Origin of the sequence: Bacillus sp. XF8, assembly GCF_017498755.1 — a bacterium.
Lineage (GTDB): Bacteria > Bacillota > Bacilli > Bacillales > Bacillaceae_G > Bacillus_A > Bacillus_A bingmayongensis.
In genome coordinates, this window is sequence record NZ_JAGDQK010000011.1 from 99,574 (window position 1) to 122,955 (window position 23,382).

General features: G+C 38.2%; 26 protein-coding genes and 1 pseudogene. 24 read left to right on the plus strand and 3 right to left on the minus strand.

Annotation, left to right across the window (positions count from 1 at the left end; genetic code table 11):
* The first annotated feature begins 57 nt into the window (after positions 1-57).
* From J4P91_RS08420 to J4P91_RS08430, 3 genes are all read left to right on the plus strand, one after another.
* Positions 58-1,101, plus strand: a complete 1,044-nt coding sequence (locus tag J4P91_RS08420) for an L-threonylcarbamoyladenylate synthase (protein ID WP_207993590.1) — start codon at positions 58-60, stop codon at positions 1,099-1,101.
* Between the two features lie 332 nt (positions 1,102-1,433).
* Positions 1,434-1,982 carry a manganese efflux pump MntP gene (locus J4P91_RS08425; protein WP_017153565.1) on the plus strand — a complete coding sequence of 183 codons (549 nt, stop codon included), beginning with the start codon at positions 1,434-1,436 and terminating at the stop codon, positions 1,980-1,982.
* A gap of 258 nt (positions 1,983-2,240) precedes the next feature.
* Positions 2,241-2,516 carry a DUF3935 domain-containing protein gene (locus J4P91_RS08430; RefSeq protein WP_207993591.1) on the plus strand — a complete coding sequence of 92 codons (276 nt, stop codon included), beginning with the start codon at positions 2,241-2,243 and terminating at the stop codon, positions 2,514-2,516.
* Between the two features lie 417 nt (positions 2,517-2,933).
* On the opposite strand, the gene J4P91_RS08435 is transcribed toward J4P91_RS08430, so the two are convergent.
* Together J4P91_RS08435 and J4P91_RS08440 are read right to left on the minus strand one after the other, a co-directional pair.
* Complete coding sequence (locus J4P91_RS08435) at positions 2,934-3,545, minus strand: flavin reductase family protein (RefSeq protein ID WP_207993592.1); 612 nt, start codon at positions 3,543-3,545, stop codon at positions 2,934-2,936.
* A gap of 186 nt (positions 3,546-3,731) precedes the next feature.
* On the minus strand, positions 3,732-4,118 hold the full coding sequence (locus J4P91_RS08440; protein WP_207993593.1) for a DoxX family protein: 387 nt from the start codon (positions 4,116-4,118) through the stop codon (positions 3,732-3,734).
* Between the two features lie 390 nt (positions 4,119-4,508).
* On the opposite strand from J4P91_RS08440, the gene J4P91_RS08445 reads away from it, so the two are divergent.
* The 18 genes from J4P91_RS08445 to J4P91_RS08530 all read left to right on the plus strand — a co-directional run bounded on the left by J4P91_RS08445 (position 4,509) and on the right by J4P91_RS08530 (position 18,738).
* On the plus strand, positions 4,509-5,006 hold the full coding sequence (locus J4P91_RS08445) for a PTS sugar transporter subunit IIA (protein ID WP_017153559.1): 498 nt from the start codon (positions 4,509-4,511) through the stop codon (positions 5,004-5,006).
* A gap of 314 nt (positions 5,007-5,320) precedes the next feature.
* The gene (locus J4P91_RS08450) at positions 5,321-5,761 is read left to right on the plus strand and encodes a low molecular weight protein arginine phosphatase (RefSeq protein WP_207993594.1); all 441 of its coding nucleotides are present in this window, start codon (positions 5,321-5,323) and stop codon (positions 5,759-5,761) included.
* Positions 5,762-5,898: 137 nt separating this feature from the next.
* The gene (gene rpiB / locus J4P91_RS08455; RefSeq protein WP_017153557.1) at positions 5,899-6,342 is read left to right on the plus strand and encodes a ribose 5-phosphate isomerase B; all 444 of its coding nucleotides are present in this window, start codon (positions 5,899-5,901) and stop codon (positions 6,340-6,342) included.
* Positions 6,343-6,408: 66 nt separating this feature from the next.
* A complete protein-coding gene (locus J4P91_RS08460; RefSeq protein WP_207993595.1) occupies positions 6,409-6,981 on the plus strand; it encodes a TIGR01440 family protein in 573 nt (190 codons plus the stop codon).
* A 257-nt stretch (positions 6,982-7,238) separates the two neighbouring features.
* The gene (gene glyA, locus J4P91_RS08465) at positions 7,239-8,480 is read left to right on the plus strand and encodes a serine hydroxymethyltransferase (protein WP_207993596.1); all 1,242 of its coding nucleotides are present in this window, start codon (positions 7,239-7,241) and stop codon (positions 8,478-8,480) included.
* 462 nt (positions 8,481-8,942) lie between these two features.
* Positions 8,943-9,572: a uracil phosphoribosyltransferase gene (gene upp / locus J4P91_RS08470; protein WP_003202275.1), complete on the plus strand. Its 630-nt coding sequence runs from the start codon at positions 8,943-8,945 to the stop codon at positions 9,570-9,572.
* Between the two features lie 392 nt (positions 9,573-9,964).
* Positions 9,965-10,078, plus strand: a complete 114-nt coding sequence (locus J4P91_RS08475) for a DUF4024 domain-containing protein (protein ID WP_034278971.1) — start codon at positions 9,965-9,967, stop codon at positions 10,076-10,078.
* 26 nt (positions 10,079-10,104) lie between these two features.
* Positions 10,105-10,329, plus strand: coding sequence for an AtpZ/AtpI family protein (locus tag J4P91_RS08480; RefSeq protein ID WP_207993597.1), 225 nt, complete (start codon positions 10,105-10,107; stop codon positions 10,327-10,329).
* A complete protein-coding gene (locus tag J4P91_RS08485) occupies positions 10,329-10,721 on the plus strand; it encodes an ATP synthase subunit I (protein ID WP_207993598.1) in 393 nt (130 codons plus the stop codon). Before J4P91_RS08480 ends, J4P91_RS08485 begins: the two co-directional genes overlap by 1 nt.
* Before the next feature lie 7 nt (positions 10,722-10,728).
* Complete coding sequence (gene atpB, locus J4P91_RS08490; RefSeq protein WP_207993599.1) at positions 10,729-11,451, plus strand: F0F1 ATP synthase subunit A; 723 nt, start codon at positions 10,729-10,731, stop codon at positions 11,449-11,451.
* Between the two features lie 62 nt (positions 11,452-11,513).
* Positions 11,514-11,732, plus strand: coding sequence for a F0F1 ATP synthase subunit C (atpE, locus tag J4P91_RS08495; RefSeq protein WP_000052064.1), 219 nt, complete (start codon positions 11,514-11,516; stop codon positions 11,730-11,732).
* A gap of 127 nt (positions 11,733-11,859) precedes the next feature.
* A complete protein-coding gene (atpF, locus tag J4P91_RS08500; protein WP_017153552.1) occupies positions 11,860-12,366 on the plus strand; it encodes a F0F1 ATP synthase subunit B in 507 nt (168 codons plus the stop codon).
* Positions 12,363-12,905 (plus strand): F0F1 ATP synthase subunit delta, encoded by a 543-nt coding sequence (locus J4P91_RS08505; protein WP_207993600.1) that lies wholly within the window; start codon positions 12,363-12,365, stop codon positions 12,903-12,905. Before atpF ends, J4P91_RS08505 begins: the two co-directional genes overlap by 4 nt.
* A gap of 11 nt (positions 12,906-12,916) precedes the next feature.
* Positions 12,917-14,428, plus strand: coding sequence for a F0F1 ATP synthase subunit alpha (gene atpA, locus J4P91_RS08510; RefSeq protein WP_207993601.1), 1,512 nt, complete (start codon positions 12,917-12,919; stop codon positions 14,426-14,428).
* A gap of 211 nt (positions 14,429-14,639) precedes the next feature.
* A complete protein-coding gene (gene atpG / locus J4P91_RS08515) occupies positions 14,640-15,500 on the plus strand; it encodes a F0F1 ATP synthase subunit gamma (RefSeq protein WP_017153549.1) in 861 nt (286 codons plus the stop codon).
* Between the two features lie 359 nt (positions 15,501-15,859).
* Positions 15,860-17,254, plus strand: coding sequence for a F0F1 ATP synthase subunit beta (gene atpD, locus J4P91_RS08520; RefSeq protein WP_017153548.1), 1,395 nt, complete (start codon positions 15,860-15,862; stop codon positions 17,252-17,254).
* Positions 17,255-17,274: 20 nt separating this feature from the next.
* Entirely contained in the window at positions 17,275-17,676 is a 402-nt protein-coding gene (gene atpC, locus J4P91_RS08525; protein ID WP_017153547.1) for a F0F1 ATP synthase subunit epsilon, read from the plus strand.
* A 219-nt stretch (positions 17,677-17,895) separates the two neighbouring features.
* Positions 17,896-18,738 (plus strand): DUF975 family protein, encoded by an 843-nt coding sequence (locus tag J4P91_RS08530; protein ID WP_207993602.1) that lies wholly within the window; start codon positions 17,896-17,898, stop codon positions 18,736-18,738.
* A gap of 20 nt (positions 18,739-18,758) precedes the next feature.
* Here J4P91_RS08530 and J4P91_RS08535 read toward each other — a convergent pair whose 3' ends face one another.
* Complete coding sequence (locus tag J4P91_RS08535) at positions 18,759-21,437, minus strand: putative bifunctional diguanylate cyclase/phosphodiesterase (RefSeq protein ID WP_207993606.1); 2,679 nt, start codon at positions 21,435-21,437, stop codon at positions 18,759-18,761.
* A 441-nt stretch (positions 21,438-21,878) separates the two neighbouring features.
* Between J4P91_RS08535 and J4P91_RS08540 the strand changes: the two genes are divergently transcribed.
* From J4P91_RS08540 to J4P91_RS08550, 3 genes and pseudogenes are all read left to right on the plus strand, one after another.
* Positions 21,879-22,247, plus strand: a complete 369-nt coding sequence (locus J4P91_RS08540; protein ID WP_000024631.1) for an NADH-quinone oxidoreductase subunit A — start codon at positions 21,879-21,881, stop codon at positions 22,245-22,247.
* Entirely contained in the window at positions 22,238-22,756 is a 519-nt protein-coding gene (gene nuoB / locus J4P91_RS08545; protein ID WP_017153544.1) for an NADH-quinone oxidoreductase subunit NuoB, read from the plus strand. The genes J4P91_RS08540 and nuoB overlap by 10 nt, the downstream gene beginning before the upstream one ends.
* Positions 22,753-23,382: pseudogene (locus tag J4P91_RS08550) on the plus strand (NADH-quinone oxidoreductase subunit C); the annotation flags it as partial. The gene nuoB and the pseudogene J4P91_RS08550, both read left to right, overlap by 4 nt.

Below are 23,382 nucleotides of genomic sequence, written 5' to 3' on the forward strand. Positions count from 1 at the left end.
TCTCATAGTAAACTAAATATAGACAGTATTTCATGGAAAAAAAGGACGTGGAAAAAAATGCATACAAATATTTGGGTTGTGGATAATGTTGTGGAAATAAAAAAAGATTATCCACAATTACAAGAAGCAGCAAGATTACTAAAGGAAAATGAAGCGATTGCCTTCCCTACAGAAACGGTATATGGGCTAGGGGCAAATGCAATGAATGATGAAGCGATTGCGAAAATTTTTGAAGCGAAAGGAAGACCAAGTGATAATCCATTGATTGTCCACATTGGTGCAAAATCTCAGTTAAAAGGAATTGTTAGGGAAATACCAAAGGTTGCAGAAGTCTTGATGAAACACTTTTGGCCGGGACCTTTAACAATTATCTTACCGAAAAAAGAGGGTATTTCCGAAAAGGTTACGGCCGGTTTAGATACAGTTGGAGTTAGAATGCCGGATCATCCAGTGGCACTTGCTCTTATTGAAGAAGCGAATGTACCGGTTGCAGCACCGAGTGCCAATCGTTCTGGGCGTCCGAGTCCAACTTTAGCATCTCACGTATATGAAGATTTAAATGGGAGAATTGCTGGTATTGTTGATGGCGGTGCAACGGGTGTTGGAGTTGAATCAACGGTAATTGATTGTACAAGTGAAGTACCAACAATTTTACGTCCAGGCGGAATTACGAAGGAGCAATTAGAAGAAGTGATTGGAATTGTTTCGTTAGACCCTGCATTAAAGGATGAAAAAGAAAAACCAAAGGCACCGGGAATGAAATATACACATTATGCACCGAAAGCACCACTTAGTATTGTTGAAGGATCTCGTGATTTTATTCAACAGCTTGTGGATAAGAAGAAAAGTGAAGGATATACAGTTGGTGTATTAACTACAGAAGAGTATCAACATGTGTATAAAGCAGATGTTGTATTGTCTTGTGGTGTGCGAAACGATTTGGCGAGCGTTGCAACCAAATTATACGATGTGCTAAGAACATTTGATGCAAGTGAAGTAGATGTTATTTTTAGTGAGTCGTTTCCGAATGAAGGAATTGGGAATGCGATTATGAACCGTTTAACGAAAGCGGCAGGACATCATATTATTATTGAAGAGTAGATGAGCATGCAACTCGTCTTTCTATAGGAAGATAAATTAAAAAACGGTATAAAAATCTTTCTTTTTAGGTAGAAGAGAGGGTCCAATCATGCCGAGTGAAAACAAAGAGAGAAAATGAGTGCGGGTCACCACTTGCTTTTCATAGCCTGTAATGTGAATGTTGAACAATTAAAATGGATGTATCCCGTAAAAGCCCGATTGGTGAGGGCTAATAATCAGTGGGGATGAAGCCCTTCACTGATTAAAGTTTCACCTTATATAGAAAAATTTCATAGATTCTATTTTTCCTCGGATGAGCATATTGTGAAGTAGCAAGTCCGAGGAGGGTCGAGATGACAATTGAACAACTAGTACCTTTGATTATCATGGCACTTGCCTTAGGAATGGATGCATTTTCTGTAAGCCTCGGCATGGGTATGGTAACGTTAAAAATGCGGCAGATCTTTTATATAGGTATAACAATAGGGATATTTCATATCGTCATGCCGTTTCTCGGTATGATACTAGGTCGTTTTTTATCAGAGAAATTTGGTCATATTGCCACTGTAGCTGGGGCTATTTTGTTAATTGGATTAGGTTTTTATATTGTGTACTCTGCAATTTTAGAAGGGGAAGAGACAAGATCCGCTCCGGTAGGGATAAGTTTACTGGTATTTGCGTTTAGTGTGAGTATTGATAGTTTTTCAGTTGGGCTCAGCCTAGGAATTTACGGAGCGCAAATGATTGTAACGATCTTGCTATTTGGATTGGTTAGCATGATACTAGCATGGGGCGGTTTGCTGATTGGGAGGCATGCAAAGCGTTTGCTTGGTATGTATGGTGAAGTGCTCGGTGGTATCATTCTTGTTGGTTTTGGGCTCACCCTTCTTTTTCCAATATAATTTTGTTATGATGTAAAGAAGTGACAGGAGATATGAAGCGTGGAGACCTTATTAAAATTGTACGTTCGTTTGATGACATTTTTTTTGAGGTGGCTAGGGAGGTTAATTATGTAGGGTGTTATTCTACAAATTGCAGTTCTCGGCTGGATTAAATTGATTCGTGAATAGTAAAGATAAATTCCTTTCTGTGCAAAATATTATTTCTATTCATATTCATTATAATAAAAATCACCCATATATATATAAAGGATGATATGAATGACAAGAGTGAAACAAATTTTTGGTATTATTATTAGCTTTTTCGTTTTTTGGTTTAGTATGCTTGGCATACAAATGTTTGCTGACTTTTTTAATATAGATTCTTTGAAATTTATTGCAGGGAAAACAGAGGATGCCCGTATGTTCTATTCACCTTACCCACTCTTTATCGTATTTGTTATTACACTTCTTTCCTTATATTTCTTTGTTATCAAACTTGGAATGCTAAAGCAATATAAGGTTCCTTTTTTTAGAAAGAAACGAAAAGAAGCCTAAGTTTTAAATGAAAAAGGGATAGAAATCATTAAGAAATATTTTTAAATCTTTTCCCTTCATGAATTACCAACTTATAATAGCGGGGATTTTTTATTGGACAAAAGAAGTCCAGCTTGGGTGATGCTTAAGCTGGGCTTCTTTATGCTATTAAATGAACGAGCCAATTCCACTTTTAAAGATATCCAGCTCCAGTGGCAAGAACGGTCGGTGGCTTCGCGTCTTCCTACGAGGCAAAAAGCGCCTCTACGTCAGAAGCTCCATCCTCCTCCCATTCTGAACGAGCCGCTTCCACTTTTAAAGATATCCAGCTCCGACGGCAAGCTCTTCGTGTCTAAGAACCTTCCGCCCAAAAGGCAAAGAGCGCCTTTGGGGCGAAAGAACCTTAGCCAGTCAGAGCTGAACGAGCCGTCTCCACTTTTAAATAGGCCTTACAAGCTCAAATTGTTCTCCTAATTTTGCGTAGTTGTGTCCTGCTAGTCTGCTTACTGGTTTTAACCCTTCTGCGTGAATGCGTCCGTTTTCATATAAATGTTCTGCAACGTGGAAGCGAACAACGCGGCCGATTAATAGGTCGCACGCTGGAGAGTCTTCTGTTCCACCTAGTGGAATAGCGCGTTCTAGTATGCATTCCATTCGAATATTCGCTTCTTTTACGCCCGGTACTGAGATAACATCGCTTTCGATAGGAGTTAGTTTAGCTAATTCAATTTCACTTTGATTTGGGGGAAGATTTGCGGCAGTCTCGTTGATGGCCCCCACGTAGGATTCATCGGAAATATGTACAACAAATTCACCTTTTTCAATTGCGTTTCGAGAAGTATCCTTTCGCTCTCCTTCTTTTCGTTGCACTGAAACAGAGATGAGCGGTGGATTAGCAGCAACGATATTAAAGTAGCTATATGGAGCACCATTTAAAACCCCGTCTTTTGTAACAGAAGTAACGAATGCTACTGGACGCGGAATAATACTCCCTGTTAATAATTTGTAATTATCTTTTTCTGTTTGTTCATTTGGATTGATCGATAGCATATTTGTAATCTCCCTTCCTCGATATGAATACTTCTTTGTTTGTTTACAAGATAATGAAGGGAAACTCCTGCTAGAAAAATATTTTTTTGACGTTTTTTGTAAATGAGTGAAAAAAAGAAAAGGAGTAGGTTTCAAACTGAAACCTACTCCTTTTCTTAATAAATGTCTTGAAACTGAGATTGTTGATTAAAGTAAAACGTAAGCGCCAGGTCCAGTTAATGCAACACCAACCGCAATAGCAATTAAGATCATGTTATATTCAAATCCGTTTTGTGTTACCCAGTAGCCATTTTTGCCGTGTACAGTAAAGATTGCTACTAGCATTGTACCAACTATAAATAGTGAACCAACCCAAGTTAAGATACCTGCTGCGAATAAGAAACCACCTAATAACTCAGTTGCACCAGCCATAAATGCCATAAATACGCCAGGGCGTAAGCCGATTGATTCCATCCAGCCGCCTGTTCCTTTAAGGCCGTGACCACCAAACCAACCAAATAATTTTTGAGTACCATGACCCATGAATGTAATTCCGATAATAAGACGAATAATAAGAAGACCGATGTTCATCATTTATAAAACCTCCAAAAAGTTATTAACTTACCTTACGTAAGTAATAATAAATCAGTTACTTACTTAAGTCAAGTAACTTTCGGAAAAAATATGAAGAAAATTTTACAAATCAATAACAAAAAATAAAATGCCGTAAAGACCTCTAGACAAGTAGGGGGAAAAAAGAGAAAATATAAGTTAAGAAGTTAATTCGCATTATTGTTATTCAGACAATCTGAATTGACTGGAATTTTACAAAGCGATACAATAAGATTCTATTGGTAATCACGTACTTCATTTCGAAAGCGTTTTTACAATATAATATTTGAAGTATGAAGTCTTACATGTATCGCAATCTTTACTAGAGATTGCCCTATACATTTTCAAGTTAATTATAAGGAGGACTATCCTATGTTTAAAAAATTATTCGGTCTTGGTTCAAAAACAAATGCAGAAACAATCTTAGCTCCATTAACTGGAGAAGTGAAAAATATCGAAGAAGTACCAGATCCAGTATTCGCTGGTCGTATGATGGGTGACGGTGTTGCAATCGTTCCAACTGAAGGTGTAGTTGTATCACCAGTAGACGGTGAAATCGTACAATTATTCCATACAAAACATGCTGTTGGAATTAAAACGAAAAACGGTACAGAAATTTTAATCCACGTTGGTTTAGAAACTGTAAAAATGGAAGGCGAAGGTTTTGAAGCTCACGTATCTGAAGGACAAGCTGTGAAAGCTGGCGACAAATTAATTTCTTTCGATTTAGAATTAATTCGCGAAAAAGCAAAAAGCACAATTACACCAGTAGTTATTACAAATACAGATGCAGCTGAATCTATTAACACAACGGTAGGTGTTTCAGCTACAAAAGGTGCAACAGAAGTAATGAAAGTTACAATGAAATAATTGTTTTTGGATAAGGAATTCGTTTCATATGAAATGGATTCCTTATTTTATCCTGCTATTTGCGGGCAGTAAGACCCCTGCTGATTAAAGTTTCACTTTATTTCATGATGGGACTTTTCGCGTGGATGTTTTAGTCACGTATGTTATTATATTTAGGGCACTTGGAACTAGGGTTTCACATATATGTGGATAAGGCGTATTTCTCTTAGGAAAAATAAAGGAGAAATGCGCTTTTTATATATTCACATTCCTTTTGTTCCATTGTGATGTACGTTATGATGAATGTAGACATTCACCATAAGGAGTGATTTTGGATGAAGCGAGTGTTGTTTGTTTGTACTGGAAATACATGTCGTAGTCCGATGGCAGAGGCGTTACTTCGTCATTATGGGAAAGGGAAATTTGAAGTGAAATCTGCTGGTGTTTTTGCATCCCCTGGAAGTGATGCATCTTCGCATGCGAAAGATGCGTTAGCAGAAAAGGGAATCCCAATTCTTCATGCTTCGCAGCAAATAACGGAAGAATTACTTGAGTGGGCTGATATGGTACTCGCGATGACGGAAAGCCATAAACAACTTGTGCTTGGGCACTATCCAAGTACAAAAGAGAAAGTGCATACATTATATGAATTTGTAGAAGGTACAAGTAAAGATATTTCAGACCCGTTTGGCGGTTCTCTATCTATTTATCAATCGACGTTAGTAGAGATGGAAAAACTTGTACAAACTTTAGTGGAAAAACATTCAGAAGGTTAATGTTTCGTGTATAATACGATATTGGAGATAATCTTGCTTGGAATAAGCAAGTAAGCGTCAAGCTTAGATAGCAATTCAGCAGTGGGGATGAAAGCCTTTACTGCTAGAAGGTGTACTTAAATTTTGGAGGGGTTAAAATGAAAGTAGTAGTAGCATCTGATCATGGTGGAATGAATATCCGCAAAGAAATCGTAAGTTTATTAGAAGAATTGAATATTGAATATATTGATTTAGGATGTGAATGTGAAGCAGGTTCTGTTGATTATCCTGATTTTGCATTTCCAGCGGCAGAAATGGTTGCAAATGGTGAAGTAGACCGTGGGATTTTAATTTGTGGAACAGGTATTGGTATGTCAATTGCAGCAAATAAAGTGCACGGTATTCGCTGTGCGCTAGTACATGATACGTTTAGTGCAAGAGCGACAAGAGAACATAATGATACTAACATGTTAGCGATGGGTGAGCGCGTAATTGGTGCTGGTTTAGCACGTGACATTGCGAAAATTTGGTTAACAACTGATTATGAAGGTGGACGTCACGAAAATCGCGTAGGGAAAATTAAAACATACGAAGCGAAGTAATAGATTTTAACTTCTATTGAGAAGTAATATAATTTGTTGAACCAACCTGTGAAAGGAAGAGGCGTAATGACGGAAATAGTAAAAGTGAAAGAGCAGCTACAAACATCGCTTTCTGATTTTCAAGATCAAACTTCTTTACAAAGCGGTCAAATTTTTGTAGTGGGCTGTAGCACGAGCGAAGTGCTAGGGGAGAGAATTGGAACATCAGGAACGATGGAAGTGGCGGAAGCAATTTTTTCTGAGCTAAAACAATTTCAAAAGCAAACTGGTATAGAGTTGGCATTTCAATGTTGTGAGCATTTAAATCGTGCTTTAGTAGTAGAGAGAGAAGTAGCGATGAAATATCAATTTGAAATTGTAACCGTTACGCCTGTTAGATCAGCAGGTGGTGCCTTAGCAACGTATGCCTATCACAATTTAACAGACCCTGTAGTGGTAGAATTTATAAAGGCAGATGCGGGCATAGATATTGGTGATACGTTTATTGGTATGCATCTAAAACATGTTGCAGTTCCAATTCGTACGCGTGTAAAAGAAATCGGAAATGCGCATGTGACGATGGCTAAAACACGTGCGAAACTTATTGGCGGGGCACGTGCTGTATATGCGGCGGTAGAAGAAACTGTTACCTGTAGCTAAAAGTAGAGAAGAAACCGAGAAATGCATCGTATCTTTATATAATATGTAAAGAGGTATGTAGTCTGACTTCATAAAGGATAAAAAGAAAAGACCGAACTCGGTCTTTTTTTTCTTTTATGATATAGAAAGTCATGTTAGAATGTAGTTGAAAACATGAAGGTTCGAAAGAATTACAACTTGAATTTTCGTTTTTTTCTAGATAAATGAGAAAAAACTATCGGGAATCGGTGTAATTCGTTCAGAAAAGGGGGATTTTGGTGGATCATTTAAAACGTCAAGATGAAAAGGTATTTGCTGCAATTGAAGCAGAACTAGGAAGACAACGTTCAAAAATTGAGCTGATTGCTTCAGAAAACTTCGTAAGTGAAGCTGTAATGGAAGCACAAGGTTCTGTTTTAACAAACAAGTATGCAGAAGGATATCCTGGCAAACGTTACTATGGTGGCTGTGAACATGTAGACGTGGTAGAGGATATCGCACGTGATCGCGTAAAAGAAATCTTTGGTGCAGAGCATGTGAACGTTCAACCACACTCTGGTGCACAAGCGAACATGGCTGTATACTTCACGATTTTAGAGCATGGCGATACAGTACTTGGTATGAACTTATCCCACGGTGGTCATTTAACACACGGAAGCCCTGTTAACTTCAGTGGAGTACAATATAATTTCGTAGAATATGGCGTTGATGCTGACTCACACCGCATCAATTATGATGATGTGTTAGCAAAAGCAAAAGAACATAAGCCAAAACTAATCGTTGCAGGTGCTAGTGCGTATCCTCGTGTGATCGATTTCAAGAGATTCCGTGAAATCGCAGACGAAGTTGGTGCATATTTAATGGTAGATATGGCACATATTGCAGGTTTAGTTGCAGCAGGCTTACATCCAAACCCAGTGCCACATGCACATTTCGTTACAACAACAACACATAAAACATTACGTGGCCCACGCGGCGGTATGATTTTATGTGAAGAGAAATTTGCGAAGCAAATTGATAAATCAATCTTCCCTGGTATTCAAGGTGGACCATTAATGCACGTAATTGCAGCGAAAGCTGTTGCATTTGGTGAAGCATTACAAGAAGACTTTAAAACATACGCACAAAACATCATTAATAATGCACAGCGCTTAGCGGAAGGTCTTCAAAAAGAAGGACTTACACTTGTTTCTGGTGGAACGGACAACCATCTTATCTTAATTGATGTTCGTAACTTAGATATTACAGGTAAAGTTGCAGAGCACGTATTAGATGAAGTTGGTATTACAGTGAACAAGAACACAATTCCATTTGAAACAGCAAGCCCATTTGTAACAAGCGGTGTACGTATTGGTACAGCAGCGGTAACATCTCGCGGCTTCGGTTTAGAAGAAATGGATGAAATTGCAGCAATTATTGCTCATACTTTAAAAAATCATGAGGATGAGGCTGCATTAGAAGAAGCACGTAAGCGTGTAGAAGCATTAACAAGCAAGTTCCCAATGTATACAAATCTATAATAGATTCAAAGAGACTGCTGAAGCATATAGTGTTTCAGCAGTCTCTTTTTAATTTGAACCGCAAACTTTCAATAGATAGTTTTTTAGCATACTTTCTATAAATCATAGTCTTTAATATGGAAGATGGGGAACTGCAGTTTTCCCGGCCTGCGAATAACAGGATAAATAGTCGGAAAGGAACACTTAGATAGTAGATTTTTGGGGGATTTCCACATAGAAGAGCATGGTAGATAAGATAGGACATATATCGCTTCTTAAGTATGTATACAAATCGTGAATAAATTCTGGATATATAATGAAGGATATGACTTCCATAATTGGTAAAGATATTAGATAGGTTTATGATGAATTTAACATTTTTCCAAATTTGCCCTTGAATATTAGTAGCGTTTTCTTTACAATCGTAAATAGTGCAAAACGGCGTGTACGCACGCATGAATATCATCTGAAGGAGAGATTCACATGGGAAAACTGTATGTATTTGATCACCCGTTAATTCAACATAAGATTACATATATTCGCGATAAAAATACAGGTACAAAAGAATTTCGTGAGTTAGTGGATGAAGTAGCAAGCTTAATGGCATTTGAAATTACACGCGACCTTCCACTTGAAGAAATCGAAATTGAAACACCTGTAAGCAAAGCGAAAACAAAAGTGATCGCTGGTAAAAAACTTGGTTTAATTCCAATTTTACGTGCAGGCTTAGGGATGGTAGATGGAATTTTGAAATTAATTCCAGCAGCGAAAGTAGGACACGTTGGTTTATACCGTGACCCGAAAACATTGCAACCGGTAGAATACTATGTGAAACTTCCAACGGATGTAGAAGAACGTGACTTTATCGTACTTGATCCGATGTTAGCAACAGGTGGTTCTGCAGCTGAAGCAATTAACTCTCTGAAAAAGCGCGGTGCGAAGCAAATTAAATTAATGTGTATCGTAGCTGCACCAGAAGGAGTAAAAGTAGTACAAGAAGAACATCCTGATGTTGATATTTATGTAGCGGCATTAGATGAGAAATTAAATGACCATGGTTATGTTGTTCCAGGTCTTGGCGATGCTGGTGACCGTTTATTTGGAACGAAGTAAGACAACAGACGAGAGGGATTCCCTACTCGTCTTTTTTATATGTAAATAAGGAGAGTGGGGGAGGGGAAGATGAAGGTATATATAAATGGTATTTTTTGTATATGCAACATAACTTGCATATACATCACATATACTATAGAAGTCTAACGTCTGAGGAACACTATATTATAGAAGAAAAACGTTATATCGTAAAAATATAATGGTGACAAACTTGTGAACTTTTCCTTCCATTATAAAGAGAAAACTTCTAGAAATTGCATATATTTCACCAGTATTTAGAAGGGGAACGTTTTCATTTTTGGGAAGAAATGACTAATACTCAAATTTTTTGATTTTTTACGATTTCTCGTTGACACTGCTAATACCCTATTGTATGCTAACAACGGGGATAGATGGTAGGGCTTTCAGTGACAAAATTGCATCTATTCCGTGACGAAAAAGTAAACTTTTTATTTTGTATAGGATTTATGCAAAAAAATGAGTTATTATTAACACATCGTGAATGAGGGTTACATATTGGAGGGATGAATCCTTGCAAAAAGACGATCGCAACCCATTGAAAGCATATGCTTTAATGACAGGAATTCTTGCTCAGTTAGTCGGTTCCATTCTTGTTGGAATTTTTGGTGGGCAATGGATTGATAGTAAGGTTGGAACGTTTCCGTTGTTTCTTATTATAGGCTTATTGCTTGGATTAGGAACAGGGATTTACGCAATGATTCGACTCATTCGACATTATTATTCGGGAGAGCAATGATGATAGACGTACATGGACTTGTCCAAAGACAAAAGAAATATATGTACTACTTGCTTGCGCTTTTTGTACTAGGATGGGGCTTTACCTCTTACAAGGATGTATTTCTTGGACTGATTATCGGAACGATTTTCAGTTTTCTTAGTTTGCGCATCATTGCACGTAGAACAGACAAGCTATTAGATCGCGTTACCAATGGAGGGAACGTGAAATTTAAAGCGACAGCTGTCAGTACATATTCAAGATTTGCCACGATTGGGTTATTAATTTTATTTGCAGCGAAATATCAGCATTTAATTGCGATGTGGAGCTTAGGTGTAGGATTGCTGACAGGATATCTTGTCATGATCATAGATTTTCTTTATTTAGAGTATAAGAGCAGGGAAGAGAGGTGAATTACTAGTGGAACACGGTAAATTAGTTGAATTTCTAGGTTTAACGTTCGATTTATCCTCAGTCATGATGGTTACTGTTGCAGCACTTATTGTTTTCATAATCGCTGTTATCGGGACTCGCAGCTTAGCTCTTCGTCCAACAGGAATGCAAAACTTCCTTGAATGGATTTTAGACTTCGTGAAAGGGATCATTAACAGTACGATGGACTGGAAAACAGGTGGACGCTTCTTAACACTTGGCGTTACGCTTATGATGTTTATCTTCGTATCAAACATGCTCGGTCTACCATTCATGTATTCAACAACTGAGGCTGGTGAACATATTGCATGGTGGAGATCGCCAACGTCTGACCCAGCAGTTACATTAACATTAGCCGTGATGGTAGTTACCCTCACCCATTATTATGGAATTAAGATGAAGGGTACAAAAGAATATTTAAAAGGTTATTTCCAACCTATGAAGTTCTTATTTCCTTTAAAGGTTATTGAGGAGTTTGCTAACACTTTAACGTTAGGTCTTCGTCTATTCGGTAACATCTATGCAGGTGAGATTTTATTAGGATTACTTGCTAAATTAGGTGGAAGTGGAGCAGTACTTGGAGCATTGGGTGCTATTGTACCGATGTTAGCGTGGATGGGATTCAGTGTATTCGTTGGTTCAATCCAAGCGTTTATCTTTACAATGTTAACGATGGTTTATATGGCTCATAAAGTAAGTCATGACCATTAATATACTTTAATAAGTAAGTAAAAAAATCTATTTTTTTTATAATACAAAGGAGGACAAATTAAATGAGTTTAGGTGTAATCGCAGCTGCAATTGCAATTGGTTTATCAGCATTAGGTGCAGGTATTGGTAACGGTCTTATCGTATCACGTACAATCGAAGGTGTTGCTCGTCAACCAGAATTAAAAGGCGCACTTCAAACAATTATGTTCATCGGGGTTGCATTAGTTGAGGCACTTCCAATCATCGGTGTAGTTATCGCATTCATCGTAATGAACAAATAAGGGAGACTCCCCTTACATAGATGGCGAAGAGTGTTTTTAGACTTTCTTCGCCATTGCTTTATGAACGAAATGTATGTCTTTTTTTTTCATATAGTAAATTTAGATATCACGAAGGGAGTGAATCCTTGTGCCAACTTTAATTTTAGGAGCTGCCATTCCATTTGGAACGATCGCTTATACATTGGTCGTTTTCCTAATTTTATTAATCATGCTACGTAAATTTGCTTGGGGTCCTTTGATGGGAATTATGAAGGAACGTGAAGAGCATGTTGCTAGTGAAATCGACGCTGCAGAACAAAGCAATGCAGAGGCGAAAAAGTTAGTAGAAGAACAACGTGAAATGTTAAAACAATCACGTGTTGAAGCACAAGAGTTAATCGAAAGAGCGAAAAAGCAAGCAGAAGATCAAAAAGATGTTATTGTTGCTGCTGCAAAAGAAGAAGCAGAATCTATTAAAGCATCTGCCGTACAAGAAATTCAACGCGAAAAAGAGCAAGCGATTGCTGCTCTGCAAGAACAAGTCGCTTCTTTATCTGTTCAAATTGCTTCTAAAGTAATTGAAAAAGAATTAAAAGAAGAAGATCAAGTGAAATTAATTCGCGATTATATTAAAGAAGTAGGAGAAGCGCGATGAGCAATGAGATTGTAGCAAAACGTTATGCTGTCGCTCTTTTTAAAATTGCAAAAGAAAAACACGTATTAGAAATGTTTGAAGAGGAATTACGCCTTGTACAAAACGTTTTTGTAAAGAACGGAGAACTACATAGCTTTTTAACACAACCAAACATTTCAAAGGAGCAGAAAAAAACGTTCCTTTCTAACGTATTCTCTTCTGTTTCTGAATCAATTTTAAATACGTTATATATTTTAGTTGATAACAAACGCATTGAAATCTTGCCTGAAATTGCAAATGAATATGTTGTTCTTGCTAATGAAGAACGTAACGTAGCAGATGCAACTGTATATTCGATTCGTCCTCTATCTGAAGAGGAAAAGCTTAGCGTTGCAGAAGCATTTGCAAAAAGAACAGGAAAAGATGCAATTCGTATTAAAAATGTTGTAGATGAAGATTTACTAGGCGGCATTAAAGTACGCATCGGAAATCGCATTTATGACGGTAGTTTACAAGGAAAGTTAGCACGTATTCAGCGTGAACTTATGAAGAATAGATAGGGGTGAAGCACATGAGCATCAGAGCTGAAGAAATTAGCGCACTGATAAAGCAACAAATCGAGAACTATCAGTCTGAAATCGAAGTTAGTGATGTTGGTACAGTTATCCAAGTTGGTGACGGTATCGCACGTGCTCATGGTCTTGATAACGTTATGGCTGGTGAACTTGTAGAGTTCTCTAACGGCGTTATGGGACTAGCACAAAACTTAGAGGAAAATAACGTAGGTATCATTATTTTAGGACCTTACACAGAAATCCGTGAAGGTGACGAAGTTCGTCGTACTGGTCGCATCATGCAAGTACCAGTAGGGAAAGAACTAATCGGTCGTGTTGTAAACCCATTAGGTCAACCAGTAGATGGTTTAGGCCCAATCAATACAACAAGCACTCGTCCAATCGAAAGCCCAGCACCAGGTGTAATGGATCGTAAATCTGTTCATGAGCCACTTCAAACAGGTATTAAAGCGATCGATGCTCTTGTACCAATTGGTCGTGGTCAACGTGAGTTAATCATCGGTGACCGTCAAACTGGTAAAACAGCAGTTGCACTTGATACAATCTTGAATCAAAAAGATGAAGATATGATTTGTATCTACGTTGCAATCGGACAAAAAGAATCTACAGTACGTAACGTAGTAGAAACACTACGTAAGCACGGTGCATTAGAATACACAATCGTTGTAACAGCATCAGCTTCTCAACCAGCTCCATTATTATACTTAGCTCCTTACGCTGGTGTAACAATGGGTGAAGAGTTCATGTACAACGGAAAACACGTATTAGTAGTATATGATGACTTATCAAAACAAGCAGCTGCTTATCGTGAGCTTTCATTACTATTACGTCGTCCTCCAGGTCGTGAAGCGTATCCAGGGGATGTATTCTACTTACATTCTCGCTTACTAGAGCGTGCAGCAAAATTAAGTGATGCAAAAGGCGGCGGTTCTTTAACAGCGTTACCTTTCATCGAAACACAAGCAGGGGACGTATCAGCTTACATCCCAACAAACGTAATCTCTATCACAGATGGACAAATCTTCTTACAATCTGATTTATTCTTCTCTGGTGTACGTCCAGCGATTGATGCAGGTACTTCAGTATCTCGTGTTGGTGGATCTGCTCAGATTAAAGCGATGAGTAAAGTATCAGGTACACTTCGTCTTGACCTTGCATCTTATCGTGAGTTAGAAGCGTTCGCTCAGTTCGGTTCTGACCTTGATAAAGCAACACAAGCGAAATTAAACCGTGGTGCTCGTACAGTTGAAGTATTAAAACAAGGATTACACAAACCGTTACGAGTAGAGAAACAAGTTGTGATTCTTTACGCTTTAACACGTGGATTCTTAGATGATATCCCAGTAGCAGATATCACTCGTTTTGAAGAAGAATTCCATGCTTGGTTAGATTCAAATGCAGCTGAGTTATTAAGCGAAATTCGCACAACAAAGAAACTTGCGGATGACGAAAAATTTGCTGCAGCAATCAACGGATTTAAGAAAGTATTCGTAGCTTCTGAAGCATAAAAAGCGGAAGCGGCTCGTGCCGCTGGAGCTAGATTATATAAATAGGCAACTCTTACGGGAATTGCTGACGGTTATGTAGAGGAAAAGAGTAGGTGCACCTATTCTTTTCCTTCAATCATGAGCAAGAATATCTTGCAACGTAGATTAGGAAGATGAACCAAAAGGATTCTTACTAATCGTGCCAACTTCCGGAAAAAGGTGGTGAAAACCTGTGGCATCTTTACGCGATATAAAAGCGAAAATTAACTCGACAAAGAAAACGAGTCAAATTACGAAAGCGATGGAGATGGTATCTGCATCGAAGTTAAGTCGTGCAGAGCAAAATGCTAAATCTTTCGTTCCGTATATGGAAAAAATTCAAGAAGTAGTAGCGAGCATTGCACAAGGTAGCAAAGGGATTAATCATCCAATGCTAACAGCGCGTCCTGTAAAACGTACAGGATACATCGTTATTACATCTGATCGCGGACTAGCAGGTGGTTATAACAGTAACGTATTACGTACGGTAAGTAACGTAATTCGTGAACGTCATAATATGGATTCAAACCAATATTCAATTATTGTGCTTGGACGACTAGGACGTGATTATTTAAAACGTCGTGGCTTTAATATTATTGATGAAGTAGTTGGATTATCTGACCACCCATCATTTACAGATATTAAAGATCTTGCTTCTCGAGCAATCGCGATGTTTGCAGATGGTGCTTATGATGAGCTGTATATTTACTACAACCATTTTGTAAGTAAAATTTCACAAGAAGTAACGGAAAATAAAATTTTACCGCTTACGGAAGTGACGTCTGACAAACCGACAACAGCTTATGAATTTGAACCTTCTGAAGAAGATATCTTAAAAGTATTATTGCCGCAATACGCAGAAAGCTTAGTGTACGGTGCATTACTAGATGGTAAAGCAAGTGAACACGCAGCGCGTATGACAGCAATGAAGAGTGCTACAGACAACGCGATGGAAGTTATCGATTCACTTACACTTTCATTCAACCGTGCTCGTCAAGCAGCGATTACGCAAGAAATTACAGAAATCGTTGGTGGAGCGGCAGCGTTAGAATAGTATTAAAAAGGCGGAAGCGGTTCGTTCAGAATGAGAGGGGGATGGAGCTTTTGACGTAGAGGCGTTCTTTGCCTCGCAGGAAAAAGCGAAGCCACCGAACATTCTAACCGCTGTAGCTGGATTCAGTAAAAAGCGGAGGCGGCTTGTCCAGAACAGGAGGGCGTTGGAGCTCCTGACGAAGAGGCGTTCTTTGCCTCGCAGGAAGGTGCGAAACGACCGACTGTTCTAGCCACCGGAGCTAGATTGATAAAAAGCGGAAGCGGTTCTCTCGGAAGAGCCGCCCAAGCTACACTAATAAAAAATGAAAGCCGACTCTCATAGAAAGCTGGCTAATTTAAAGAAAGCTAGGAGGGAACCCGATGAATAAAGGGCGCGTTACGCAAATCATGGGTCCGGTTGTAGACGTTAAGTTTGACGGCGGAAAGCTACCTGAAATCTACAATGCCCTTAGAATTAAACAAGACGCAGTTAACTTAACTTTAGAAGTTGCGCTTCACTTAGGTGATGATACAGTTCGTACAGTTGCGATGTCTTCCACAGACGGACTTGTTCGTGGTACAGAAGTAGAAGATACTGGTAAACCAATCTCTGTTCCGGTTGGTGATGCAACACTTGGTCGTGTATTTAACGTATTAGGTGATGCAATTGATTTAGATGGTGAAGTTGCAGCGGATGTACGCCGTGATCCAATTCACCGTCAAGCACCTGCGTTCGAAGAGTTATCTACAAAAGTAGAAATTCTTGAAACTGGTATTAAAGTAGTAGACTTACTTGCACCATACATTAAAGGTGGTAAAATCGGTCTATTCGGTGGTGCCGGTGTAGGTAAAACAGTATTAATCCAGGAGTTAATTAACAACATCGCACAAGAGCACGGTGGTATTTCTGTATTCGCTGGTGTAGGTGAGCGTACTCGTGAAGGTAACGACTTATATCACGAAATGAGCGATTCTGGCGTAATCAAGAAAACAGCGATGGTATTCGGACAAATGAACGAGCCACCTGGTGCACGTCAACGTGTTGCATTAACAGGTTTGACAATGGCTGAACATTTCCGTGATGAGCAAGGACAAGACGTACTATTGTTCATCGATAACATCTTCCGTTTCACGCAAGCGGGTTCTGAAGTATCTGCCCTTCTTGGTCGTATGCCATCTGCGGTAGGTTACCAACCAACACTTGCAACAGAAATGGGTCAATTACAAGAACGTATTACATCTACAAATAAAGGGTCTATCACGTCTATCCAAGCAGTATATGTACCAGCCGATGACTATACTGACCCAGCACCAGCTACAACGTTCGCTCACTTAGATGCAACAACAAACTTAGAGCGTCGTTTAACACAAATGGGTATTTACCCAGCGGTAGATCCATTGGCATCTACATCTCGTGCACTTTCTCCAGAAATCGTAGGAGAAGAGCATTATGAAGTAGCTCGTCAAGTACAGCAAACTCTTCAACGTTATAAAGAGCTTCAAGATATCATCGCTATCTTAGGTATGGATGAGATCTCTGAAGAAGATAAGTTAGTTGTACAACGTGCTCGTCGCATTCAGTTCTTCTTATCACAAAACTTCCACGTAGCGGAGCAATTTACAGGTCAAAAAGGTTCTTATGTACCTGTAAAAGAAACAGTTCGTGGTTTCAAAGAAATTCTAGAAGGAAAATATGATGACCTTCCAGAAGATGCATTCCGTCTTGTTGGTGGTATTGAAGAAGTTATCGAAAACGCGAAGAAAATGATGGCGTAAGGCCTTAGGAGGGACGAATTATGAAGACATTTCCAGTCAGTATTGTAACTCCTGATGGACCGGTTTACGAAAAAGAAGTAGAAATGGTAAGCGTGAAAGCAGAAAGTGGGGAAATGGGGATCTTACCAGGTCACATTCCAACTGTTGCACCGCTGAAAATTAGTGCGGTTCGTTTGAAAAATGGCGGTCACACTGATTATGTAGCGGTAAGCGGTGGCTTTATCGAAGTTCGTCCAGATAAAGTAACAGTATTAGCACCATCTGCTGAAGAAGCAAACCATATCGATATTCATCGTGCAAACGAAGCGAAGCGTCGTGCTGAGCAACGTATGCAAGATAAACAAGTACATGTTGACTTCAAGCGTGCCGAGCTGGCGCTGCAGCGTGCAGTAAACCGTTTGAACGTTTCCGATATGAAATAAAAAAATCCGTAAAGGTTCATTCCTTTACGGATTTTTTCTTTTACTCTAATATTTTCGGAAAGTAATCTTAGAAAAGAACTGAAATTTATATCATAAAATTTTTCCAAAAATGGTATAATCATTATGTTTTCTGCTTAGAGAATATCGAAAAATAGTAATCTTATAAGTTGTAATGAATACAGTAATTTTACAACTTTGATGGAACAAGGGGATGAGAAATTGATTAGTGAAATGAAACGAGAAGCTTTACAATCATTAAAGGGGAAATGGGGGCTTGGTGTTGGAGCAACCTCTTTATATCTAATTTTAAATTGGATTTTAGGATTTTTGTTAATGGTTATTATAATAATGCCATTTTCACTGTTGAGTGATTTCATAAAAGAATCGGTAAATCCTTTTCAAAGTGAAAGTCTTTCTACGATTTCTATCGTTTTGACTATCATACTAGTAATTTTAGTAAATGTTGTTAATTGTATATCTACTGGTATTACTCTGTATGGGTATAGTAATACAATTTTGCAATTGCGTAGAGGCAATGCAACGATAGATTCTTTATTTGAAGGATTTCGTGGATTTAGAAGAATGCTTCATGCTACGAAAGCGATGTTTTTCATTTTCTTATATACAGGTAGTTGGATTCCTAGTATAATGTTAGGCTTTTCTTCGTTTTTTGAAGAAACTGATAATGTTGGAATTCTAAGCTTATATGCTATTTTGTTATTGGCATCATGTGTTTTCGTCGCTATCAGATATTTTTCATATGCGATGACTTACTTCATCATGATAGATTATCCGGAGTATTCTGCTTTACAAGCAATGAAAGAAAGCAAGAAGATGATGAAAGGACATAAAATGGACTTATTTCTTTTATGGCTTAGCTTCATTGGTTGGGGGATATTACTGTTCTTCTCAGTACTTTTACTTACAGTATTTTTATTTGGAATTGGATTGCTATTTATATTTGGAATTCTATGGCTCATGCCTTATATCTATACAACAACAGCGGTATTTTACGAGAAAATCTCAAATAATGATTATAAAAAAGAAGATACTACTTTCTAAAAAAACCCCAAGCATAAACATTAATTGTTCATGCTTGGGGTTTTTTGTAGGAATTTCATAAATTCTTTACCGCTTAACGGTTTGCTAAAATAATAGCCTTGCATATATTTACAACCATTGTTTTGTAAGAATTGGAGTTGTTCTTTCGTTTCAATTCCTTCTGCAATAACGGAGAGATTTAATGTATTAGCAAGTGAAAGAATTGTTGACACAATCGCTTTTTCTTCTTTGCGATGTTCCGCCATTTGTGTAAATTCTCTTGGAACTTTTAATGTATCAATTGGATAAAGAGATAGATAGGCAAGTGACGAGTAGCCTGTGCCAAAGTCATCAATTGATGTTCGAATTCCATATTCTTTTAATTGTCTCAGCTTTAATAAAGTTTTTTCTTCATCTATCATTGCGATTCGTTCCGTTAATTCGAGTGTTAAGAATTTGGGCTCTAAGTTTGTTTCTTGCAGTATATTTAGAATTACATCGATTAGGTTATCCTGCTGAAATTCTTTTGCTGATAAATTAACGCTCATGTTTAAATCGTAATAGCCGAATCTATGCCATACTTGTAGTTGTTGACAAGCTTGTTTTAACATCCAGTGACTGAGTGGGATCATTTGTATCGTTTCTTCCGCTATTGGAATGAACTCGAATGGAGAGATCATTCCTAGGTCCGGATGCTGCCAACGAATTAACGCCTCTGCACCAATTATCTTTTTTGTGACGACATCGATTTGTGGTTGGTAGACGATAGAGAATTCATGATTTGCTAAGGCAAGCGGTAAGTCTTTTTCAATTCTAGCTTTTCGTTCCATCTTTTTATACAGTTCTTTTGTATAAAAAGAACTACCGTTTTTCCCTTTATGTTTTGTTTCATACATCGCCATATCAGCGTGCTGCAAAATAGACATTGCATCTTCACCATCTTCTGGATAGATAGCGATACCGATACTCGGTGAGATTTGCAGTAGATGATTTTCAATTTCAAATGGTTCATTCATCGACGATAAAATGTTATCTGCAATTCTTTGTACTTCAGAGTCCTCCTCATAGTCTTCCACGAGAAGTGTAAACTCATCTCCAGCAAGCCTTGCAATCTTCACATTTGGTTTTGAAATTTGTTGCAATCGTTTTGCGACAGCAATTAAGAGAAGGTCTCCTACCCGATGTCCAAGGGTATCATTTATAATTTTAAAGCGATCTAAGTCAAGAAACATAACTGCAAAGGAACCTTTTTCTTTTTTCGCTCTTATAATGGCAGATTCAAGGTATTCTTGGAAAGCGCGGCGATTTGCTAGTTCAGTTAATGTATCATGATATGCTAGGAAGTTAATTTGCTCTTGTTGTTGTTTGCTTTCTGTAATGTCTTTAATCATCAGATAAATTCCTGTAATATGTTCCTTTAAAATAATAGGAACAGCTGTAACGTGTAAATAATAAATGTCTCTGTTTTTATGGTATGCTCGTATATCTAAAGAAGTAGAATGTCCTTGTTTTACATAACGAAGGGTATCAATTACTTTTTGGGCATCCTTTTCATAAACAAGGGAATGACAGGGTCTTAGTAATAGCTCATTTGTTTGATAGTCAAGCAATGTAGTTCCAGCATTATTAACATTTAAAAAATTCCCATATAAATCTAATGTGAAAATTGGATCTGGATGATGTTCATATAAAGATTGAAACATTTGCTTACTTTGAAACAATTTATTTTTTTGATCCACTAAATCTTCTGTGCGCAATTCAATTTGTTTTTCTAGTTCTAGACTGAAATGCAGTTGTTTTAGTAAAAGCATTTTATTTTGTCTTCGTACTAACATATGACGAATCAATACAAAGAAAAATGTAACAATAAGCCCAGTTACTAAGGCGGGTGTAAAAACGTTCTCCACTAATATAAATATACTAAGTACAATAACAGATATATATGGTAGCAATAAACGGATTGCTTTACCGGCTTGTGGTGTCAAAAGCACTTGCTCATCATGTTCCTTAATATTTTTTGTGTGAAGTACACATGCAATCGTAATCATCATTAGTACAGCTTGGTAAAGTGGTGAGACCGTAAACATGGAATACTCTGGTGTGAAATATTTAATGTACGCATAAATAGAATCTATACTTGCATACAAAATAAGAGAACTTCCAAGTAGTAGCGAAACCTGTTTTGAAATAAGTGATAGTGACCGAAATAATAAGTTAATTCCTATCAATAGAAATAATAAATTTGCCATCGGATACACAATTTGAATACCCATGTTGATAAGAGATAAGGTAACTATATGAATAGCTTGTTCAATGAGAAGGTAATAACTTAAAGTGAATTGGGCAGTCACAATGATGCAAATATCACATATAGTAAAGAGTTTCTCCCATATATTTTTGTTATACATCATTTTGTATAAAAAGGCGGATACGAAACTTATTATAAATAATAAATAAAAAATATCAGATGGATCAACAAACGTATAATAGTCACGCAGAATTAGCCTCTGATAGGAAACGATAATATCGCCAATGCTATAAAAGATTATACTAATTGTAAACAATATCCAAATTTTAGAAGGATGTTTATCTGCACGCAATGAAAAGTAGAGTAAATAACTACACATTATTACATCGAGGAGAATGGTAGTTGTGCTCGATATTAATTGAAATAGAAACGAGTATCCAGACAAAAAGAGTAAAGAGATATAGTGTACCATCAGATATAGGGATACAAATCCTATCAGGATGGTTACATGTTTGCTTTTTTTTGACTTCACTGAGTTCACCTGCAATATAGACGAGTATATATTGTCCTTTTCTTTATATATTGCATCTTGTCTTTGGAGAAATACTTGAAAAATATTTGCAGTTGTCATATTTTATCTTACACATTTAAGATGCATTGTAAAAATGAAGGAGATTTAAGTGATCATTTAACTAGTTTAAATTACTGTACACCAAGTAACTAAAAGGAGTAACCCTATCATATGTTACTTGGTTTTTCTTTTTCCCAATATATCGACATAGGAATTTGAAGTTTGCTATAATGATGATAATAGTTGCATTATTTAGAAAAATTTAAAAATAATAAATGATGCAGGTGAGACATATTGTTTACTAAGTGAACTTGTTCTTAATTTAGAGGGGAGGGTTTCAGGGTGGCGAATGTATATGAAAATAGTTATATGATTGTTGGTATCTTTTTACTATTGGGCATATTGCTGCCGGTAGTGGCTCTTACGTTAGGGAAGCTGCTGCGCCCACATAAACCAAGTGCAGCGAAGGCAACGACGTATGAAAGTGGAATTGAGCCTTATCATGATGCAAATGTTCGTTTTCATGCTCGTTATTATATTTTTGCATTATTGTTTGTCATTTTTGATGTGGAAACCGTATTTTTATATCCGTGGGCCGTTGCATATGACAAGCTTGGCTTGTTCGCGCTTGTTGAAATGTTGATTTTTGTCATTATGCTACTCGTTGGTTTGGCGTATGCTTGGAAAAAGAAGGTGTTACAATGGCTATAAATTTCGAAGAGCTACATCCACAGGAACGGGCGGAATTAGAGAGAAATATCTTCTTTACAACATTAGAGCAGGTGAAGGGATGGGCGCGTAGTAATTCTTTATGGCCGATGACATTTGGACTTGCATGCTGCGCGATTGAAATGATGGGAGTAGGTTCGTCTCACTATGATTTAGACCGGTTTGGATCATTTTTCCGGACATCGCCGAGACAATCAGATGTCATGATTGTTTCAGGAACAGTGACAAAGAAAATGGCACCAATTGTGCGTCGTTTATACGATCAAATGCCAGAACCGAAGTGGGTTATTGCGATGGGGTCCTGCGCGACAGCTGGTGGCCCATATGTGAACTCGTACGCTGTTGTGAAAGGAGTGGACCAAATCGTACCGGTAGATGTGTACATTCCAGGGTGTCCCCCGAACCCGGCTGCTTTAATTTACGGGATTAATAAATTAAAAGAGAAGATTCGTTACGAAGCAAAGACTGGAAAGCAGGTGACGAATAGATGAGCGATCCAAATAAAGAGATAGAGGATATGAAAAAAGCGGCCGCAAGACATGCAAGAGAAGAAGCGCGGAAACGGCTTGCTGCTAAACATGAGGCGGAAATGTCTACAGATGAGGTACAAGAAGAAGAAAAAGAGAAAGCGCTACCAAAAGATGGTGAGTTAAGTATAGAGGAATTGAAAGCAGCCACATCAGCAAAGCAGAAAGCATCAGAAGGCGGAGAGATATCTGAAGAGGAAAAGGCAAAAGCGAAGGCGAAGGCAGCCGCAGCGGCGAAAGCAAAAGTGGCCGCGCTAACAAAGCAAAAAGCGTCAGAAGGCGGAGTGACATCGGAAGAGGAGAAGGCAAAAGCGAAAGCAAAAGCGGCCGCGCTAGCAAAGCAGAAAGCGTCAGAAGGCGGAGCGACATCGGAAGAGGAGAAGGCAAAAGCGAAAGCGAAGGCAGCCGCAGCAGCGAAAGCAAAAGCGGCCGCGCTAGCAAAGCAAAAAGCGTCAGAAGGCGGAGCGACATCGGAAGAGGAGAAGGCAAAAGCGAAAGCAAAAGCGGCCGCGCTAGCAAAGCAGAAAGCGTCAGAAGGCGGAGCGACATCGGAAGAGGAGAAGGCAAAAGCGAAAGCGAAGGCAGCCGCA

Excerpts from the sequence above, each read along its gene's own strand:
- J4P91_RS08420 (WP_207993590.1), top strand. The coding sequence starts at position 58 with ATGCATACAAATATTTGGGTTGTGGATAATGTTGTGGAAATAAAAAAA.
- J4P91_RS08425 (WP_017153565.1), top strand. The coding sequence starts at position 1,434 with ATGACAATTGAACAACTAGTACCTTTGATTATCATGGCACTTGCCTTA.
- J4P91_RS08430 (WP_207993591.1), top strand. The coding sequence starts at position 2,241 with ATGACAAGAGTGAAACAAATTTTTGGTATTATTATTAGCTTTTTCGTT.
- J4P91_RS08435 (WP_207993592.1), bottom strand. The coding sequence starts at position 3,545 with ATGCTATCGATCAATCCAAATGAACAAACAGAAAAAGATAATTACAAA.
- J4P91_RS08440 (WP_207993593.1), bottom strand. The coding sequence starts at position 4,118 with ATGATGAACATCGGTCTTCTTATTATTCGTCTTATTATCGGAATTACA.
- J4P91_RS08445 (WP_017153559.1), top strand. The coding sequence starts at position 4,509 with ATGTTTAAAAAATTATTCGGTCTTGGTTCAAAAACAAATGCAGAAACA.
- J4P91_RS08450 (WP_207993594.1), top strand. The coding sequence starts at position 5,321 with ATGAAGCGAGTGTTGTTTGTTTGTACTGGAAATACATGTCGTAGTCCG.
- rpiB (WP_017153557.1), top strand. The coding sequence starts at position 5,899 with ATGAAAGTAGTAGTAGCATCTGATCATGGTGGAATGAATATCCGCAAA.
- J4P91_RS08460 (WP_207993595.1), top strand. The coding sequence starts at position 6,409 with ATGACGGAAATAGTAAAAGTGAAAGAGCAGCTACAAACATCGCTTTCT.
- upp (WP_003202275.1), top strand. The coding sequence starts at position 8,943 with ATGGGAAAACTGTATGTATTTGATCACCCGTTAATTCAACATAAGATT.
- J4P91_RS08475 (WP_034278971.1), top strand. The coding sequence starts at position 9,965 with ATGGTAGGGCTTTCAGTGACAAAATTGCATCTATTCCGTGACGAAAAA.
- J4P91_RS08485 (WP_207993598.1), top strand. The coding sequence starts at position 10,329 with ATGATAGACGTACATGGACTTGTCCAAAGACAAAAGAAATATATGTAC.
- atpE (WP_000052064.1), top strand. The coding sequence starts at position 11,514 with ATGAGTTTAGGTGTAATCGCAGCTGCAATTGCAATTGGTTTATCAGCA.
- J4P91_RS08505 (WP_207993600.1), top strand. The coding sequence starts at position 12,363 with ATGAGCAATGAGATTGTAGCAAAACGTTATGCTGTCGCTCTTTTTAAA.
- atpA (WP_207993601.1), top strand. The coding sequence starts at position 12,917 with ATGAGCATCAGAGCTGAAGAAATTAGCGCACTGATAAAGCAACAAATC.
- atpD (WP_017153548.1), top strand. The coding sequence starts at position 15,860 with ATGAATAAAGGGCGCGTTACGCAAATCATGGGTCCGGTTGTAGACGTT.
- atpC (WP_017153547.1), top strand. The coding sequence starts at position 17,275 with ATGAAGACATTTCCAGTCAGTATTGTAACTCCTGATGGACCGGTTTAC.
- J4P91_RS08535 (WP_207993606.1), bottom strand. The coding sequence starts at position 21,437 with ATGGTACACTATATCTCTTTACTCTTTTTGTCTGGATACTCGTTTCTA.
- nuoB (WP_017153544.1), top strand. The coding sequence starts at position 22,238 with ATGGCTATAAATTTCGAAGAGCTACATCCACAGGAACGGGCGGAATTA.